This window comes from Chitinophaga sp. 9-1-y (assembly GCF_059511905.2).
In genome coordinates this window covers 7,379,422-7,393,640 of the sequence record NZ_CM197955.1, presented here as the reverse complement: position 1 = coordinate 7,393,640, position 14,219 = coordinate 7,379,422, and the positions used below count along the sequence as shown (strand labels likewise).

Here is a 14,219-nt window from a genome sequence, read left to right as displayed (position 1 = left end):
GTAAAATGAAAACAAGAATTAAATTAGCCGTTATCATATTTTTTACGTTGGCATTATATAGGACAAATGCCCAGCAGCGATGGATCATCAGATCGGCCAACCTTACGCGGCCGGATACGGTATTGATATTTAAGCCGACAGGCTATGATGCAAAGAAGGCGTATCCGTTGACTTACCTATTGCATGGCTATAGCGAGAATTATCGCCAGTGGGCAAGGACCATAGATTGTCAAAAGATCGCTGACCAATATCATATGATTGTTGTGTTGCCAGATGGATTTGTATCCTGGTATGTGAACAGCCCCTATCAAAAGGGCTCGCGGATGGAAGATTTCTTTTTTAAAGAGCTGGTACCCAAAGTTCATTCCGCATTCAAAATAGACAGGCGGAATATTTTTATCACAGGTTTAAGCATGGGAGGTTATGGAGCGCTTCGGTATTTCATCAAACATCAGGACTATTTTAATGCGGCTGGCAGCACTAGTGGCGGATTAATTCTTGATGCTTCCATTTGGCAGCAGGCAAGCTCACAGTTTTTTAATAACAACAGGATAATCAATGATCTCACCAGCATATTGGGAGATCCACGGGAGAATGACTGGCACCAATACGACATTACTAAACTACTCAAAAGCGAGGAGCACATAAAGCCATTTATTATTGACTGCGGCACAGAAGACATTTTGTACCCTGGTACTTTAGCATTGAGAAAGGTAGCGGATAGTTTGAAGATTCCTATAACTTATATAACACAACCAGGCAATCATAATACCGCGTATTGGCAGCAGGCGATACTTTACCATTTTGTATATTTTAAAAGTAAACTAATCAATTAATATTTGCTTTATTCCCTGTGGGTGTATATTTCACGGGTTGGTATCATTAGTTTCATTGAATAAAAGAAAGGGGTGCTTTCACGAGTTATTTTAAAATAAGCATCAATTTATTGAATACATCTTTTGCTTCAGGCATATTTAAAAAGATCCATGCATGATACATTTCCTTGTATTCGTAGTAATTAAGGACTATCTTTTTTTCCTTTGCCATAGACACCAGTCGTCTTGCATCAGGCAATAGCACCTCGTGGGTTCCTATAAATAAATGGATGGGCGCCAATCCTTCCAAATCACCACATATGGGACTAATCATGTAATTAGCAATGTTGGTATCGGCAGCATAAATAGAAACCGATTGACGAAACCCCTTAATATCAATGTAGGGGTCGTATTTGTCAATTATCGGGATATCTGGGCTTTGCATTCTGGCATCCAGGAAAGGAGATAATAATATGATTTGGGAGGGAGGGGCGAGCTGATGGTTTCTGGCATACTGTGCAAGCGAAAAGGTGATCCCTCCCCCGGCCGAGAATCCCATCAGGATTACGTTTTTTCCGCCGGCCTGTAAGAGTAATTCTTCATAGGCCGGCACTATCATGTCAAACACATTTTTGTAATTGTTTGCAGGTACGAGCGGGTAGTCAGGTACTATAATTCCGCAGCCGGTGTGTTGTACTATCTTATTCAAAAAAAGCCAATCGTATTTCGTAATATTAGCAACAAAACCGCCTCCATGCAGGAAAAATATATACTGTTTTGGGATAACGTTTTTTTTCTTCAGTTCCCAGATGGTTCTTCCTGTGGGGGATTTTCGGTATAAAACATCACATTGATTTTTCACCTTTCCTGGTATATCGGCAGCGGCATGAAATTTACTGAAATCTCCTGTTCTGAATGCTTTTTGGATTTTTGTTTTTATACCAACTATGCGGATGAGGGCCCTATAAATTTTACTTTGGAAGCTTGTTTTTGTCATATATAGTAGTTAGCATTTTGAATAGTTCCATTATTGCCAGCAAGGTGTATAGAAGCAGCATTGAACAACTTCAATGTCTTTTGGTAAGGCAAATTTAAATGCAGCAAGAAGATGATTTTTTAGCATTTGCTAAAAACGGTCAGCGTTGGGCACGCATACGGCTCAGTGTTACCGGAGACATACCCAGGAAAGATGCTATTGAGGTGAGAGATGCTCTTTGCAGGATGAAGGGAAACTGCGAAATAAGTTTGCGGTAACGTTCCAAAGCATTGTCAAATTGAAGGGACAAAGTTCTTTCTTCCAAAGCGAGATAGTACTTCTCCATCAAAAACTGGTATAAGGTGAACAGATGTGGGTGTTCGCTGCATAGTTTAACAAACGTTGAGTAATTTATTTTTAATAGAATGGAGTCTTCTAATATTTCAACATTTTCATTGCTGGTAGTTTGTGTAAACAGTGCATAAGTTGATGTTATGATATCGTTTTCCCTGGCAAACAAGGTGGTAATTTCCTTGTCGTTAATCACCGAAAATATCCGTGCAAACCCTTTTTCAATAATGTAGAGATGGTCAGCACGTTGTCCGGGCCGAATCAGCATATTTCCTTTAGGAGCCTTCACGAAAACAATGTGCCTGGTGAGAAGCTCCGCTGTCTCGTTAGGCAAGTTTGCCATTTCGACTATATTTTCTATTGCAGCAAACAATTTGAATTACTAATAAGCCAAAGGTAAGGTTGGCTTATTGGTAATTCAAATAATTTTGGTGCTTTGTAATAACACTTGCCGTGTGAGTTCCTGGTTCTTATTTTTTTGCTTCCACTACCGCCAGGTTATTGACGAGTCGCCATTCGTTATCAGTATCCAGTACCAGTGAGTTGTAAGAAACAAAATAGTTTTCTGAACTTTCCAGGCGTAGTTTCACCATGGCTATGGTGCCATTTTCTTCAATCGCTTCAATCTCCATTTTTCTCGGCAGGCCGCCGAAAATGCCTTCCCTTATATTTTGCAGGTACTTTTCCTTATCAATAATAGTTACACCAGGTATTCCCATAAAACCATTGTTGGTAACCCGGAAGTCCTTATGTAATACTTTGTCTAATAATGCTACATCGCTGTTGTCGCCGCCTTTTACGAAGTTGGTGATGGCTTGTTCTATCTTGTTTGACATATTTGATCTCTTTACGGTGATTTAATAGTTTGCGTTGTTATGATATAAAGAGAGGTGGGAGCATGAAAACGTGACAACAATTTTAAAAAAAACGAATATTTTTTAATTTTTCCAGGTTTGCAGGGGAAAAGCAGCCCGTGATACCATATAACAGGGGAAAAGCAGCGTGTTGCCCCCTGGAGGAGTGAAGTATTCCGTCAAACGATGGGCCTGGTCCAGCTCTTAGGGAAATAAAAAAGGGAACAATACTTTTTACAGTAATGTTCCCTTTTCTGTGGAGGGAGCGGGATCGAACCGGCATTCACGGGAAGAATAATGATGCTTATATTTGCCATGTGAATTCATGTTTGGCTCCAGCTACTATCTACCAATTAACTATTTCAGCGTAGTTTAGTATTTAAGATATCAGTTATCTATAAGCATTTGAATATGTTCAAGGTGCAATCTTTCCGACCCCACAGGTTATTGCAGGATTATATCCTTTCTTCCTTAATACTGGAAAGTGATTTCCGGGAAGAAGACAGCCAGAAGATGACCATCTTGCCACATCTTATCCAAAGTCTGGAATTTAATTTAGGTCCGCCAGATAAGGTTTATGATGTTACTAATAAGGAGTATGTAGCATCAGAAAGTATTACAGGTCCCAATGATATGGTTTGTGAACGCTGCATTTATATGGGAATGAAAAATCTTGTGGTAAATTTTAAGCCTGGCGCCTGGTTTACCCTCTTTCATATTCCGGCAACTAACTTCACCAATAAAAGCATAGATCTATCAGTTATTGTCGGTGCTCAAATGCGTGAATTAGGGGAGCAGCTAAGAGAATGCTGTAACGGAGAACAACAGGTTGCTATCTTGGAAGGATTTCTTATCAGGCAGTTGTTAAGCGAAAGAAAATATTCAAGAAATCTGAATGAGACGATACGAATGATATATGCCGCAGATGGTAATATTACCATCCGGCAACTGGAATCCGTAGCTTATCTTACTAAACGTACTTTAGAAAGAAATTTCCTGGAACAAACTGGACTCCACCTGAAAACATTTTGTCGCATTGTGCGCTTCCGACGAACGATTGAATACATGGAAAGAGAAAGAAAAATTCAATGGTGTTTATTGGCGAACCGCTTCGGGTATAGCGACCAAACTCATTTTATCAATGAATTCAGACATTTCGCGGGATGTTTACCGCATGAATATCCTGGTTTCCGCAGCAGCCTGGAACTGGCGTTGGGGATTTAAATTTTGTCACTTTTATCCGATAGTCCCCATTCTTATTTTCCTAAATTAGCATCACTTCCCAGGGTTAATATGGTTAAGCAATGATAACATTGGTAGACGATTTAGCCGTATTAATTGTGTCGAAAATGTATCTTCTGATATTTTTGACCATTTCCTTGAACTCCTGCTATCCTTTAATGCTGAACTATTGACAGCCTGCTATCAGCAATAGCAGGTGTTATCGGTAAATATTGCATTCACCAAAATAGCAATCATATGAGTTATATCGAAAACGATGCAACCAACCGCCGTGATTTTCTTGGGAAAATCATTGCAGGAGCAACGATGTTGAGCATACCATCTTTTGTTCCTCTGGACATGCAGGCGGCATTTACCCCCGAAAGAAATAAAATTGTTCTTGAAGACTCCGAAACATGGCTGAATAAAATCAAGGGGAAACATAAAATGGTGCTGGATGTAGTTCGTCCGCATGACATACTGCCTTTTGCCTGGCCTAAGGTGTTTTTACTGACCAACGCAGCTACGGGCACCCCCGAAAAAGACTGCTGCGTGGTGGTGGTGTTACGTCACGACGGGATTCCATATGCTATGAAAAGTGAGCTATGGGCCAAGTATAAATTTGGAGAGGTATTTAAGGCTGACGATCCTGCCACAAAAGCGCCGGCGGTCAGAAACCCATTCTGGGAGCCTAAACCAGGAGATTTTAAGGTGCCAGGTATTGGCGATGTAGCAATTGGTATCAATGAACTACAGGCCAGTGGCGTATTATTCTGTGTATGTAACATGGCGATTACGGTGTATAGTGCAGTGGTGGCACAAAGTATGTCGCTCGACGCTGCCGAGGTTAAGAAAGAATGGATAGATGGAATTTTACCGGGAATACAATTAGTGCCTTCCGGGGTGTGGGCGGTAGGCCGGGCTCAGGAACGAAATTGCGGCTACTGTTTTGCAGGATGAAAAAGATTTTTTTCTGGGTGTTGTTGGGGATGGTGTTACTGGGATTGATCCTGGTTGTTATTAAAATGTTTTTCGCCTACCAGGCTAAAAGCGGACGTAATTCAACAACAATGTTGTGGGTTGCTCCCGATACAGCAATGATTCCATATGCACCAAATGGAGCGATGATCCTTTATGGCAGGGATCTTATTGTGCATACTTCCATATACCTGGGACCAGGAGGGAAAATAGCGGCCATCAGCAATGGTATGAATTGCCAGAATTGCCACCTGGATGCGGGTACCAAACGCTGGGGGAACAACTACGGAGGCACGGCATCTACGTACCCGAAATTCAGGGAAAGGAGCGGCACGGTTGAATCAATAGAAAAAAGAGTGAATGATTGTTTGATCCGAAGCCTCAATGGCAGTGCCCTCGACAGTAACAGCCGGGAGCTTAGGGCGATTATAGCTTACATACAATGGCTCGGGAAAGAGGTACCTAAGGGATACAAACCTCCCGGAAGCGGAATAAAAGAATTAGCCTACCTCGAAAGAAGAACAGATACCGCAAAAGGTAAGCGGGTATATGTACAGAAATGCAGCACATGTCATGGAGAGAATGGAGAAGGAAAGATATCATCAGATACGTTGGCGATTGAGTATCCGCCTTTGTGGGGGGCGAAAAGTTATAATACAGGCGCAGGAATTTACAGGATATCGAGATTCGCCGGGTATGTAAAAAACAATATGCCTTTTGGAGCGGACTATAGTAAACCACAATTAACCGACGAAGAAGCGTGGGATGTAGCAGCCTTCGTAAATTCACAACCGCGTCCTTATAAAGCGTTTCCTGAAGACTGGCCTGTAGTAAGTACGAAGCCGGTGGATTATCCTTTCGGACCATTCAACGATACCTTTTCTGAGCAACAACATAAATACGGTCCTTTTGGTCCTATCCGGGATCAAAAAGATAAGCGGCACGTTCAATAAACTACCTGTTAATATTCATCATTTCAAGTAAAAATATGATCATGAAAAAGCTATTCATATTTGTGGGATGTTTGCTTGGATACCTCGTATCTTATGCCCAGGCCGATTACAAGGTAGTATTTGATATTACCAGTAAGTCAGTAGAAGATCATAATACCGTAATACGACAAATGAACGGAATCCTGCAAGGTAGTCCTGATGCGCAGCTGGAACTGGCCGTTTACGGCGATGCATTGGATATGGTATTGAAAGATAAATCCAAAATAACGCCGGCCCTCATGAAGTTACTGAACAATAAAAAAGTGAGTGTAAAAGTATGTGGAGCTACTATGAAGCGGAATAATAAAGTTGCCAGTGAATTGATTCCTGGTGTAGAAGTAGTACCAGATGCTGTTTATGAAATAATCACCAAACAGCATGAAGGGTGGGGGTATATCAAAGTGGCGCAGTAATAAGTTGAGATCCGCCTGCGGAGGTCAGAGCTCCGTGAGGCGTCATAAATGCTGAAACCCGGGTTGGATAAACATTTCCGGGCATAAAAAAAGGCCATCTTTCGATGACCTTTTTTTCGTGGTGTGAGCCGGGATCGAACCGGCGACACAAGGATTTTCAGTCCTTTGCTCTACCAACTGAGCTACCGCACCATCCTTTTTTGTTGCCCTCTCTCGTGAGGGGATTGCAAAAGTAATACAATCTTTTGAATTGCAAAATATTTTTTGAAAAAACTTATAAAATTATTTTTTCATGCAGGATTCCGCTCCATAGTTCGTGGCGCCAATGCAGCGACTGCTGGGCGTATTGGGCGGCTTCCTCCCATTTATTTTCATCTGCGCCACAAAGTTCTGTGACCATTTGCATAGCCAAATGACTATGATGATCACCGTCTACTTCGATATGTCTTTCGAGATAATAAATGAAGGTATCCAGCTTACCGGGGAATTTCTGATCGAGGTCTTTTACCAGTGCCAGGAACATATCAGGAATAAGATCTTCCCGGCCAAAAGTAAATACGGCAGCCATGATATGTGCCTTGCCGGTGGCAATTACATCAAAAGTAAAGCCTAAAAAGCCTTTTACAGCCTTAGGAAGCGAAGATTTTTCCAGGATCTGGTGGATAGGCTTTCCGGCCCTTACATCGGCTATAATCGCCTTTATATTACCAATATCGGCGCCGGCCTGTTGCATGGCCAGCTCATACAATTCGAAATGGCTGCAGCGGTTGCCTGCCTGGTCCACATCGCTTTCTTCGCCGGTAACAATTTCATTGATGAGATAGCGGGTGGCAGCGCTGCCTACAGGTACCCAGGGTACATTTACGCAGGTGAGCTGTTGTTGCAGCCCTTTGAGTAACGACATAAAATCCCAAACGGCATAAACATGGTACTGCATGAAGGTACGTATGTCTTCCAGTGTTTGCAGTTCCGCGTATAATGGGTGTGCCACAACTTTTTGCCTGTTGGCCGCAATGGTTTCCTGTATTTTTTGAATACTCATTTCTAATGATTTGTGATACTGGGGGTAACGGTTTAGTTGCCGTATACCACCAGGAATTTAATACGCATCAGTTTTAATTGCTCCAGCGTATAATCGTTTTCAATTAATTCTTCTCTTGCCAGTGCCAGGCTGGAGGTTTCACAACCTTTGAAATACTCCATGATTTCGTCCTGGGCGTAGTCGTCCAATTCTTCATCCAGGCAGTAGTCGATGTTGAGTTTGGTACCACTGGCTACAATGGTTTCCATTTCGTCGAGTAACTGGGAGAGGGATAATTCTTTGTTTTTGGCGATGGTTTCCAGCGGTATTTTCTTATCGATATTTTGGATAATAAATACTTTCATGCCGCTTTTATTCACCACGCTTTTCATGACAAAGTCATCAGGTTTGGTGATGTTATTTTCGGCAACATAGCGGGTAATCACGTCCAGGAACTGTTTTCCGTAACGGATGGCTTTACCTTTACTCACGCCCTGGATTTTTTCCAGTTCTTGTGTAGACGTTGGGTATTGGGTAGCCATATCTTCCAGGGAAGTTTCCAGGAAGATAACGAACGGAGGGAGGTTCTTTTCTTTCGCTACTTTTTTGCGCAGTTCTTTCAGCATTTCAAATAATGCCGGATCAGCGGAAGCTTGTGCTTCAGCGGCTGCTTCCTCTTCGTCATCCAGGGCATCTTCATCAAATTGATGATTCAGTGCCACCATGATGGAATAGGGCTTTTTGAGGAATTTGGTGCCTTTGTCGGTGACTTTCAGCAGGCCATATTCTTCTATATCTTTTTCTATCAGTCCTTCGAGCATCATTTGACGCATGAGGGAATTCCAGAAATGGGCATCGAATTCTTTTCCTTCTCCAAACACTTCCAGCTGGTCATGGCGGTAGGTGTTGATTTGCGGGGAGGTTTTACCGGTGATGATGTTGATCACGTATTCGCTGCCGAAGCGTTCTTCGAGGGCACGAATGGCTTTCAACATGATCACTACCCGGTTTTTCACTTCAATTTTTTCTTTCGGATTGCGGCAGTTGTCGCATTGTCCGCAATTTTCTGTTTCGAAGTGTTCACCGAAGTAATGCAGAATCACCCGGCGGCGGCATACGGCGCTTTCTGCGTAGGCCACGGTTTCGTTGATGAGCTGTGCGCCCATTTCGCGTTCGCTGAGCGATTTATCGCGCATCAGGTGTTCCAGTTTCTGCACATCTTTGTGGGAATAGTAGCAGACACAGATTCCTTCCAGCCCGTCGCGGCCGGCGCGACCGGTTTCCTGGTAGTAGTTTTCCAGGCTTTTCGGAATATTATAGTGAATAACGAAACGTACATCTGGCTTATCTATCCCCATACCAAAGGCGATAGTGGCCACAATGACTTCTGTATTTTCGTGCAGGAACATGTCCTGGCGCTGCGCCCTGGTAGTAGGATCGAGGCCGGCATGATAAGCCACCGCTTTCACCCCGTTGGCCACCAGCATATCTGCCAGTTCTTCGGTGGTTTTACGGTTTAGCGTGTAAATGATACCGCTTTTGCCTTTATGCTGGTGAATGAACTTGACAATATCTTTGATGGTTTGTTCTTTCTTGCGCTTGGTCCTGATTTCGTAATACAGGTTGGGACGGTTAAAAGAAGAAATGAAGATATTGGCTTTATTCAGCCCCAGGTTTTTAACGATATCGCTCTGTACTTTAGGGGTAGCAGTGGCGGTAAGGGCAATGATGGGCAGGTTATCACTGATCTGGTCTATCATTTCCTTCAAACGGCGGTATTCCGGGCGGAAATCGTGGCCCCATTCAGAAATACAGTGGGCTTCATCTACCGCAATAAATGAAATCTCCAGTTCCCGGAAGAAATCCAGGTTTTCCTGTTTGGTGAGCGTTTCCGGAGCTACATATAACAGTTTGGTTTTACCTGCGGTCAGGTCGGCCCGCACTTTTTTTATCTGCGCCTTGGATAAGGTGGAGTTTAAAAAGTGGGCTACATTGTCTTTACTGCTGTAGCCTCTTACCAGGTCTACCTGGTTTTTCATCAGCGCAATCAGTGGTGATACGATTAGCGCGCACCCTGGACTCATTAACGCCGGTAGTTGGTAGCATAGTGATTTGCCTCCACCAGTTGGCATTATAACAAAAGTATCTTTGCCTGAGAGGATGCTATTTATAATTTTTTCCTGATTTCCTTTAAAGGAATCGAACCCGAAGTGTTCGCGTAATGCATCCATCAAACGTTCCTTAACAACAGCCATTGCATTCAAATTTTAACTCTAAAGAACCAACAAATGACGAAATAATTTTATATGTTTTTTAGGGGACACGAAGTTACTTAAAAAAGCGCGGAGTATCAATATAAATTACTGGACCGCATCAGTGCTGACTAAAAAATGATAAATTTGTAATTCGTCATGAAAAGGAATCAAACTATCAATATAGGACAGGTAGCCAGGCGCACAATTGCGATGGAGGCAACAGCTATTAATGATTTGCAACAGTTTATAGATGCAGATTTTGAGAAAGTTGTTGAAAGAATAGCACAATGTGAGGGAAGATTGGTAGTAACCGGCATCGGGAAAAGTGCCATTATTGCCCAGAAAATAGTGGCCACATTAAATTCTACCGGCACCCCTGCACTTTTCATGCACGCGGCAGATGCTATCCATGGAGATCTGGGTATGATACGGGAAGAAGATATCGTGTTATGCATCTCCAAAAGCGGTACTTCTGCAGAAATAAAAGTACTGGTTCCCCTGGTGAAGAATTTTGGCAACACCCTGGTCGCCATGGTGGGGAATACAAGCTCCTTTTTAGCCCAGGAAGCCGATTTTGTACTCAATACCACTGTTAGTCAGGAAGCCTGCCCTAACAACCTTGCACCCACTACCAGCACCACTGCGCAACTTGCCATGGGCGACGCGCTGGCGGTATGCCTGATAGAATGGCACGGATTTACGGCAGCTGATTTTGCAAAGTTCCACCCCGGTGGCGCCCTGGGCAAAAAACTGTATCTCAAAGTGGGGGACCTCAGCAAACTACATCAGTCGCCACAAGTATTGCTCAATAGTTCGCTAAGAGAAGTAATCGTGGAAATTTCATCCAAAATGCTGGGTGTAACAGCAGTAGTAGATGAAAACGGACTATTAAAAGGCATCATTACAGATGGAGACCTGCGCAGAATGCTGGAGAAAAATGTTCCAACAGCAGCTGTAACGGCCAAAGATATTATGTCGCTGCACCCAAAAATAATTCAGCAGGATCAGCTGGCTATCAATGCATTGGAAATGATGCGCCAGCACGATATTACCCAACTGCTGGTAATGGACGGAGAGCGATATCAAGGTATTATTCACTTACATGATTTAATCAGAGAAGGAATTATTTAGAAATGACACAGCTCAACAGCCATTTTTATGTGGCAATAATGGCAGGAGGTATTGGTAGCCGCTTTTGGCCCCACAGCCGCACAGATAATCCAAAGCAGTTCCTGGATATCCTGAATACCGGGAAAACCCTTCTCCAATGGACCTATGAGCGATTCGCCCAGTTCATTCCAAAGGAGAATATTTTTGTGGTAACACATCACCAATATAACAACAAAGTAAGCGAACAGTTACCAGAACTGCCAGCTGCCAATATTGTGAGTGAACCATCCCGCAAGAATACTGCTCCCTGCGTGGCTTATATCTCCCATAAAATCCATAAACAAGACCCACTGGCCAACATTATCTGCGCGCCGGCAGATCACCTGATTATGGACGGCCCGGCCTTTACCAACGCATGCCTCAACGCATTGCTGTTTGTACAGAAAAACAGTGCCCTGGTAACCCTGGGTATTAAGCCTACCCGGCCCGACACCGGCTATGGCTATATTCAGTTTGAACCACAACAGGTATCTGACAATGTGTACCAGGTGAAAACCTTCACAGAAAAACCCAACCTGGAACTGGCTAAAACCTTCCTCCAAAGCGGTGATTTCCTCTGGAACGCCGGCATCTTTGTATGGAATGTGAAAACCATCCTGGCCGCATTTAAACAATACCTGCCGGAAATAGATGAGCTGTTTGAACAGGCTACTCCGGCACTCAATACGCCACAGGAAAAGGAAGCAATAGAGAAAGTATATCCACAATGTACCAACATCTCTATCGACTATGGTATCATGGAAAAAGCCAACAACGTGTATGTGATCCCTTCCAATTTCGGATGGAGCGATCTTGGCACCTGGGCTTCTGCCTATGAAAACCTGGAAAAAGACTATCTCGGCAATGCGGTACAAGGCAAAAACGTAGTGGTGATCGATGCTACCAAGTGTATGATCAAAGTACCCAACGAAAAACTCGTACTCCTGCAGGGCCTCGATGAGTTCATCGTGATCGATACCAACGATGTACTCCTCATCTGCAAAAAAGAAAATGAACAACAGATTAAAGAATACGTAGGGGAAATAAAACGCAATAAAGGCGAAAAGTTCCTCTAATATTTTTCTCTTTTTGATATTGAAATTTAGATATTTAGCAGCCGAAAGCCATTTGCTTTTAACACGAAATACCTAAATTTCAATATCAAAAAACAGGAAATGATCTCAAAACTGCCCCAGGTAGGCACTACCATATTTACCGTCATGTCCGCATTGGCGGCCACTCACAAAGCCATTAACCTCTCCCAGGGATTTCCGGATTATGACTGCAGCGATGAACTGAAAGCAATGGTTAACGAGGCCATGCAGCAAGGTCATAACCAGTATGCTCCCATGCCGGGACTAATGCCACTTCGCTCTGCCATCGCAGAAAAAATAAGTCGCCTCTATCAGCAATCCGTTAATCCGGACACAGAAATTACCATTACTCCCGGAGGAACCTATGCCATCTTCACGGCGATTGCTACGTGTATACGTCCGGGTGATGAAGTCATCATTTTTGAACCTGCGTACGACAGCTACATTCCCAACGTATTGGTAAATGGTGGAACACCGGTACTGATATCACTTTCTTTTCCTGATTACCGCATCAACTGGACAGAAGTACGGAGTAAGATTACATCCCGCACTAAAATGATTATGCTGAACACCCCGCATAATCCTACTGGTAGTATTTTGCAGGAAAATGATATTGCGGAATTGGAAAAGCTGGTAGAAGAGTTTAACCTGCTGGTCCTTTCCGATGAAGTATACGAACACCTTATTTTTGACGGCGCCACACACCATAGTATTTTGCGCTATCCGGCTATTTACCGTAACAGCTTTGTGACATTTTCTTTTGGTAAAGTATTCCATAACACCGGCTGGAAAATGGGATACTGTGTGGCACCGGAGCACCTGATGAAGGAATATCGGAAGGTGCATCAATACCTGTGTTTTTCTGTGAATACCCCCATGCAATATGGATTGGCAAAGTTCCTTGAAACGCCTTCGCATTACCTGGAGCTGCCGGCATTTTACCAGCAAAAAAGGGATTATTTCCTGAAATTGATGAAAGATACCCGCTTTACGCCGCTGGCCAGCGAAGGAAGCTATTTTCAGTTGATGAAGTATGACCGGATTTCGGAAGAAGGAGATAAAGATTTTGCGATCCGCCTCACCAAAGATTTTGGCGTGGCCGTGATCCCGGTATCTGCTTTCTACCAGGATGGAAAAGATGATCATGTGATCCGCTTTTGTTTTGCTAAAAAGCAAACAACGTTGGAGCAGGCCGCTGCAAAACTGGTACACATTTAAAAAAAAGAAGGCTGTTAATAACTGTTTGATCCATTGCCTTTAAATAAATGGATCAAACGGGTTATTAAAGCCTCCTTCTTTTCTACGAAAAAGCAAATTTATTCCCCTGTTATAAAAGGCATTTTTATTACACTGCTACTGCCGTTGGTGTAGCTGGTTTCGCGGTTTCAAGGATTAACGTATGCTCCTTAAATGCCACTACACCGGTTTCCACGTCGTATACCGCACCAATAATGCCTACTTCTCCTTTCTGAATCATGTCGCGCAGAATGTTGCTTTGCTCCATGATGGCTTGTACAGAACGTTCTACGTGTATGTGATTTACCGCTTCCACAAACTGACTGTTGTGGGAGTTCCGCTCATTTTTGATGGTTTTCTCTGCAAAAACAGCCGGCGCAATTTTATTCAGCAATCCGGTGAGGTTGCCCAGTTCTACTGCATCGCAGGCGCCTTTGATAGCACCGCATTTGGTGTGGCCCAATACCACAATGAACTTGGATCCGGCTACTTTACAAGCATATTCGAGGCTACCCAGTACGTTATCGGAAATAACGCCACCGGCTAAACGAATGCTGAAAATGTCACCCAGTCCCTGATCAAAGATCAGTTCAGCAGAGGTGCGGGAGTCCATGCAGCTAACAATAGCAGCCATAGGCCACTGGCCATCGGAAGTATCATTGACCATTTGCAGCAGGTTGCGGTTAATACGCAGGTTATCCACAAAGCGGCCATTACCGGCTTTCAATAAATCAAGTGCTTTCTTAGGTGTTATATTGGCTTGAGAAACTTTATTTAATGTTTTCATGATTGTCATTTTTTGAAATTGAGAAAAATGAACGGAGATATAAGCATGGTTCCGTTTTATTTAAATCAGCGTACAGG

Annotated in this window: 14 protein-coding genes and 1 tRNA gene; 8 read left to right on the top strand and 7 right to left on the bottom strand. The window is 43.2% G+C overall.

The annotated features are described in order from the left end of the window. Positions 1–5 precede the first annotated feature (5 nt). Positions 6–836 (top strand): alpha/beta hydrolase-fold protein, encoded by an 831-nt coding sequence (locus AC5ZC7_RS29445; RefSeq protein WP_496160986.1) that lies wholly within the window; start codon positions 6–8, stop codon positions 834–836. Positions 837–921: 85 nt separating this feature from the next. On the opposite strand, the gene AC5ZC7_RS29440 is transcribed toward AC5ZC7_RS29445, so the two are convergent. The 3 genes from AC5ZC7_RS29440 to AC5ZC7_RS29430 form a co-directional block, all read right to left on the bottom strand. Next, positions 922–1,812, bottom strand: a complete 891-nt coding sequence (locus AC5ZC7_RS29440; protein WP_496160985.1) for an alpha/beta fold hydrolase — start codon at positions 1,810–1,812, stop codon at positions 922–924. A 139-nt stretch (positions 1,813–1,951) separates the two neighbouring features. Continuing rightward, complete coding sequence (locus tag AC5ZC7_RS29435) at positions 1,952–2,485, bottom strand: cyclic nucleotide-binding domain-containing protein (protein WP_496160984.1); 534 nt, start codon at positions 2,483–2,485, stop codon at positions 1,952–1,954. Between the two features lie 127 nt (positions 2,486–2,612). Then, entirely contained in the window at positions 2,613–2,978 is a 366-nt protein-coding gene (locus tag AC5ZC7_RS29430; protein ID WP_496160983.1) for a nuclear transport factor 2 family protein, read from the bottom strand. Positions 2,979–3,407: 429 nt separating this feature from the next. On the opposite strand from AC5ZC7_RS29430, the gene AC5ZC7_RS29425 reads away from it, so the two are divergent. The 4 genes from AC5ZC7_RS29425 (at position 3,408) to AC5ZC7_RS29410 (ending at position 6,600) form a co-directional block, all read left to right on the top strand. Beyond that, positions 3,408–4,220, top strand: coding sequence for a helix-turn-helix domain-containing protein (locus AC5ZC7_RS29425; RefSeq protein ID WP_496160982.1), 813 nt, complete (start codon positions 3,408–3,410; stop codon positions 4,218–4,220). A 255-nt stretch (positions 4,221–4,475) separates the two neighbouring features. Further along, positions 4,476–5,177, top strand: coding sequence for a hypothetical protein (locus AC5ZC7_RS29420; RefSeq protein WP_496160981.1), 702 nt, complete (start codon positions 4,476–4,478; stop codon positions 5,175–5,177). Continuing rightward, positions 5,174–6,148 (top strand): c-type cytochrome, encoded by a 975-nt coding sequence (locus AC5ZC7_RS29415; RefSeq protein WP_496160980.1) that lies wholly within the window; start codon positions 5,174–5,176, stop codon positions 6,146–6,148. Before AC5ZC7_RS29420 ends, AC5ZC7_RS29415 begins: the two co-directional genes overlap by 4 nt. Before the next feature lie 41 nt (positions 6,149–6,189). Beyond that, positions 6,190–6,600 (top strand): DsrE family protein, encoded by a 411-nt coding sequence (locus tag AC5ZC7_RS29410; RefSeq protein WP_496160979.1) that lies wholly within the window; start codon positions 6,190–6,192, stop codon positions 6,598–6,600. Between the two features lie 119 nt (positions 6,601–6,719). Here AC5ZC7_RS29410 and AC5ZC7_RS29405 read toward each other — a convergent pair. The 3 genes from AC5ZC7_RS29405 to recQ all read right to left on the bottom strand — a co-directional run bounded on the left by AC5ZC7_RS29405 (position 6,720) and on the right by recQ (position 9,876). Continuing rightward, a tRNA-Phe gene (locus tag AC5ZC7_RS29405) sits at positions 6,720–6,792 on the bottom strand. Positions 6,793–6,874: 82 nt separating this feature from the next. Continuing rightward, complete coding sequence (locus AC5ZC7_RS29400) at positions 6,875–7,642, bottom strand: DUF3050 domain-containing protein (RefSeq protein ID WP_496160978.1); 768 nt, start codon at positions 7,640–7,642, stop codon at positions 6,875–6,877. 32 nt (positions 7,643–7,674) lie between these two features. Further along, entirely contained in the window at positions 7,675–9,876 is a 2,202-nt protein-coding gene (gene recQ, locus AC5ZC7_RS29395) for a DNA helicase RecQ (protein WP_496160977.1), read from the bottom strand. Positions 9,877–10,032: 156 nt separating this feature from the next. On the opposite strand from recQ, the gene AC5ZC7_RS29390 reads away from it, so the two are divergent. The 3 genes from AC5ZC7_RS29390 (at position 10,033) to AC5ZC7_RS29380 (ending at position 13,337) form a co-directional block, all read left to right on the top strand. Then, positions 10,033–11,007, top strand: a complete 975-nt coding sequence (locus tag AC5ZC7_RS29390; protein ID WP_496160976.1) for a KpsF/GutQ family sugar-phosphate isomerase — start codon at positions 10,033–10,035, stop codon at positions 11,005–11,007. 2 nt (positions 11,008–11,009) lie between these two features. Next, the gene (locus AC5ZC7_RS29385) at positions 11,010–12,101 is read left to right on the top strand and encodes a sugar phosphate nucleotidyltransferase (protein WP_496160975.1); all 1,092 of its coding nucleotides are present in this window, start codon (positions 11,010–11,012) and stop codon (positions 12,099–12,101) included. A gap of 99 nt (positions 12,102–12,200) precedes the next feature. Next, positions 12,201–13,337, top strand: coding sequence for a methionine aminotransferase (locus AC5ZC7_RS29380; RefSeq protein ID WP_496160974.1), 1,137 nt, complete (start codon positions 12,201–12,203; stop codon positions 13,335–13,337). Positions 13,338–13,464: 127 nt separating this feature from the next. Here the strand turns inward: AC5ZC7_RS29380 and AC5ZC7_RS29375 are convergent, their stop codons facing one another. Further along, positions 13,465–14,142, bottom strand: a complete 678-nt coding sequence (locus tag AC5ZC7_RS29375) for a carbonic anhydrase family protein (RefSeq protein ID WP_496160973.1) — start codon at positions 14,140–14,142, stop codon at positions 13,465–13,467. Positions 14,143–14,219 lie beyond the last annotated feature (77 nt).

Excerpts from the sequence above, each read along its gene's own strand:
- AC5ZC7_RS29435 (WP_496160984.1), bottom strand. The coding sequence starts at position 2,485 with ATGGCAAACTTGCCTAACGAGACAGCGGAGCTTCTCACCAGGCACATT.
- recQ (WP_496160977.1), bottom strand. The coding sequence starts at position 9,876 with ATGGCTGTTGTTAAGGAACGTTTGATGGATGCATTACGCGAACACTTC.
- AC5ZC7_RS29375 (WP_496160973.1), bottom strand. The coding sequence starts at position 14,142 with ATGAAAACATTAAATAAAGTTTCTCAAGCCAATATAACACCTAAGAAA.
- AC5ZC7_RS29415 (WP_496160980.1), top strand. The coding sequence starts at position 5,174 with ATGAAAAAGATTTTTTTCTGGGTGTTGTTGGGGATGGTGTTACTGGGA.
- AC5ZC7_RS29445 (WP_496160986.1), top strand. The coding sequence starts at position 6 with ATGAAAACAAGAATTAAATTAGCCGTTATCATATTTTTTACGTTGGCA.
- AC5ZC7_RS29430 (WP_496160983.1), bottom strand. The coding sequence starts at position 2,978 with ATGTCAAACAAGATAGAACAAGCCATCACCAACTTCGTAAAAGGCGGC.
- AC5ZC7_RS29385 (WP_496160975.1), top strand. The coding sequence starts at position 11,010 with ATGACACAGCTCAACAGCCATTTTTATGTGGCAATAATGGCAGGAGGT.
- AC5ZC7_RS29420 (WP_496160981.1), top strand. The coding sequence starts at position 4,476 with ATGAGTTATATCGAAAACGATGCAACCAACCGCCGTGATTTTCTTGGG.
- AC5ZC7_RS29410 (WP_496160979.1), top strand. The coding sequence starts at position 6,190 with ATGAAAAAGCTATTCATATTTGTGGGATGTTTGCTTGGATACCTCGTA.
- AC5ZC7_RS29425 (WP_496160982.1), top strand. The coding sequence starts at position 3,408 with ATGTTCAAGGTGCAATCTTTCCGACCCCACAGGTTATTGCAGGATTAT.
- AC5ZC7_RS29380 (WP_496160974.1), top strand. The coding sequence starts at position 12,201 with ATGATCTCAAAACTGCCCCAGGTAGGCACTACCATATTTACCGTCATG.
- AC5ZC7_RS29390 (WP_496160976.1), top strand. The coding sequence starts at position 10,033 with ATGAAAAGGAATCAAACTATCAATATAGGACAGGTAGCCAGGCGCACA.
- AC5ZC7_RS29440 (WP_496160985.1), bottom strand. The coding sequence starts at position 1,812 with ATGACAAAAACAAGCTTCCAAAGTAAAATTTATAGGGCCCTCATCCGC.
- AC5ZC7_RS29400 (WP_496160978.1), bottom strand. The coding sequence starts at position 7,642 with ATGAGTATTCAAAAAATACAGGAAACCATTGCGGCCAACAGGCAAAAA.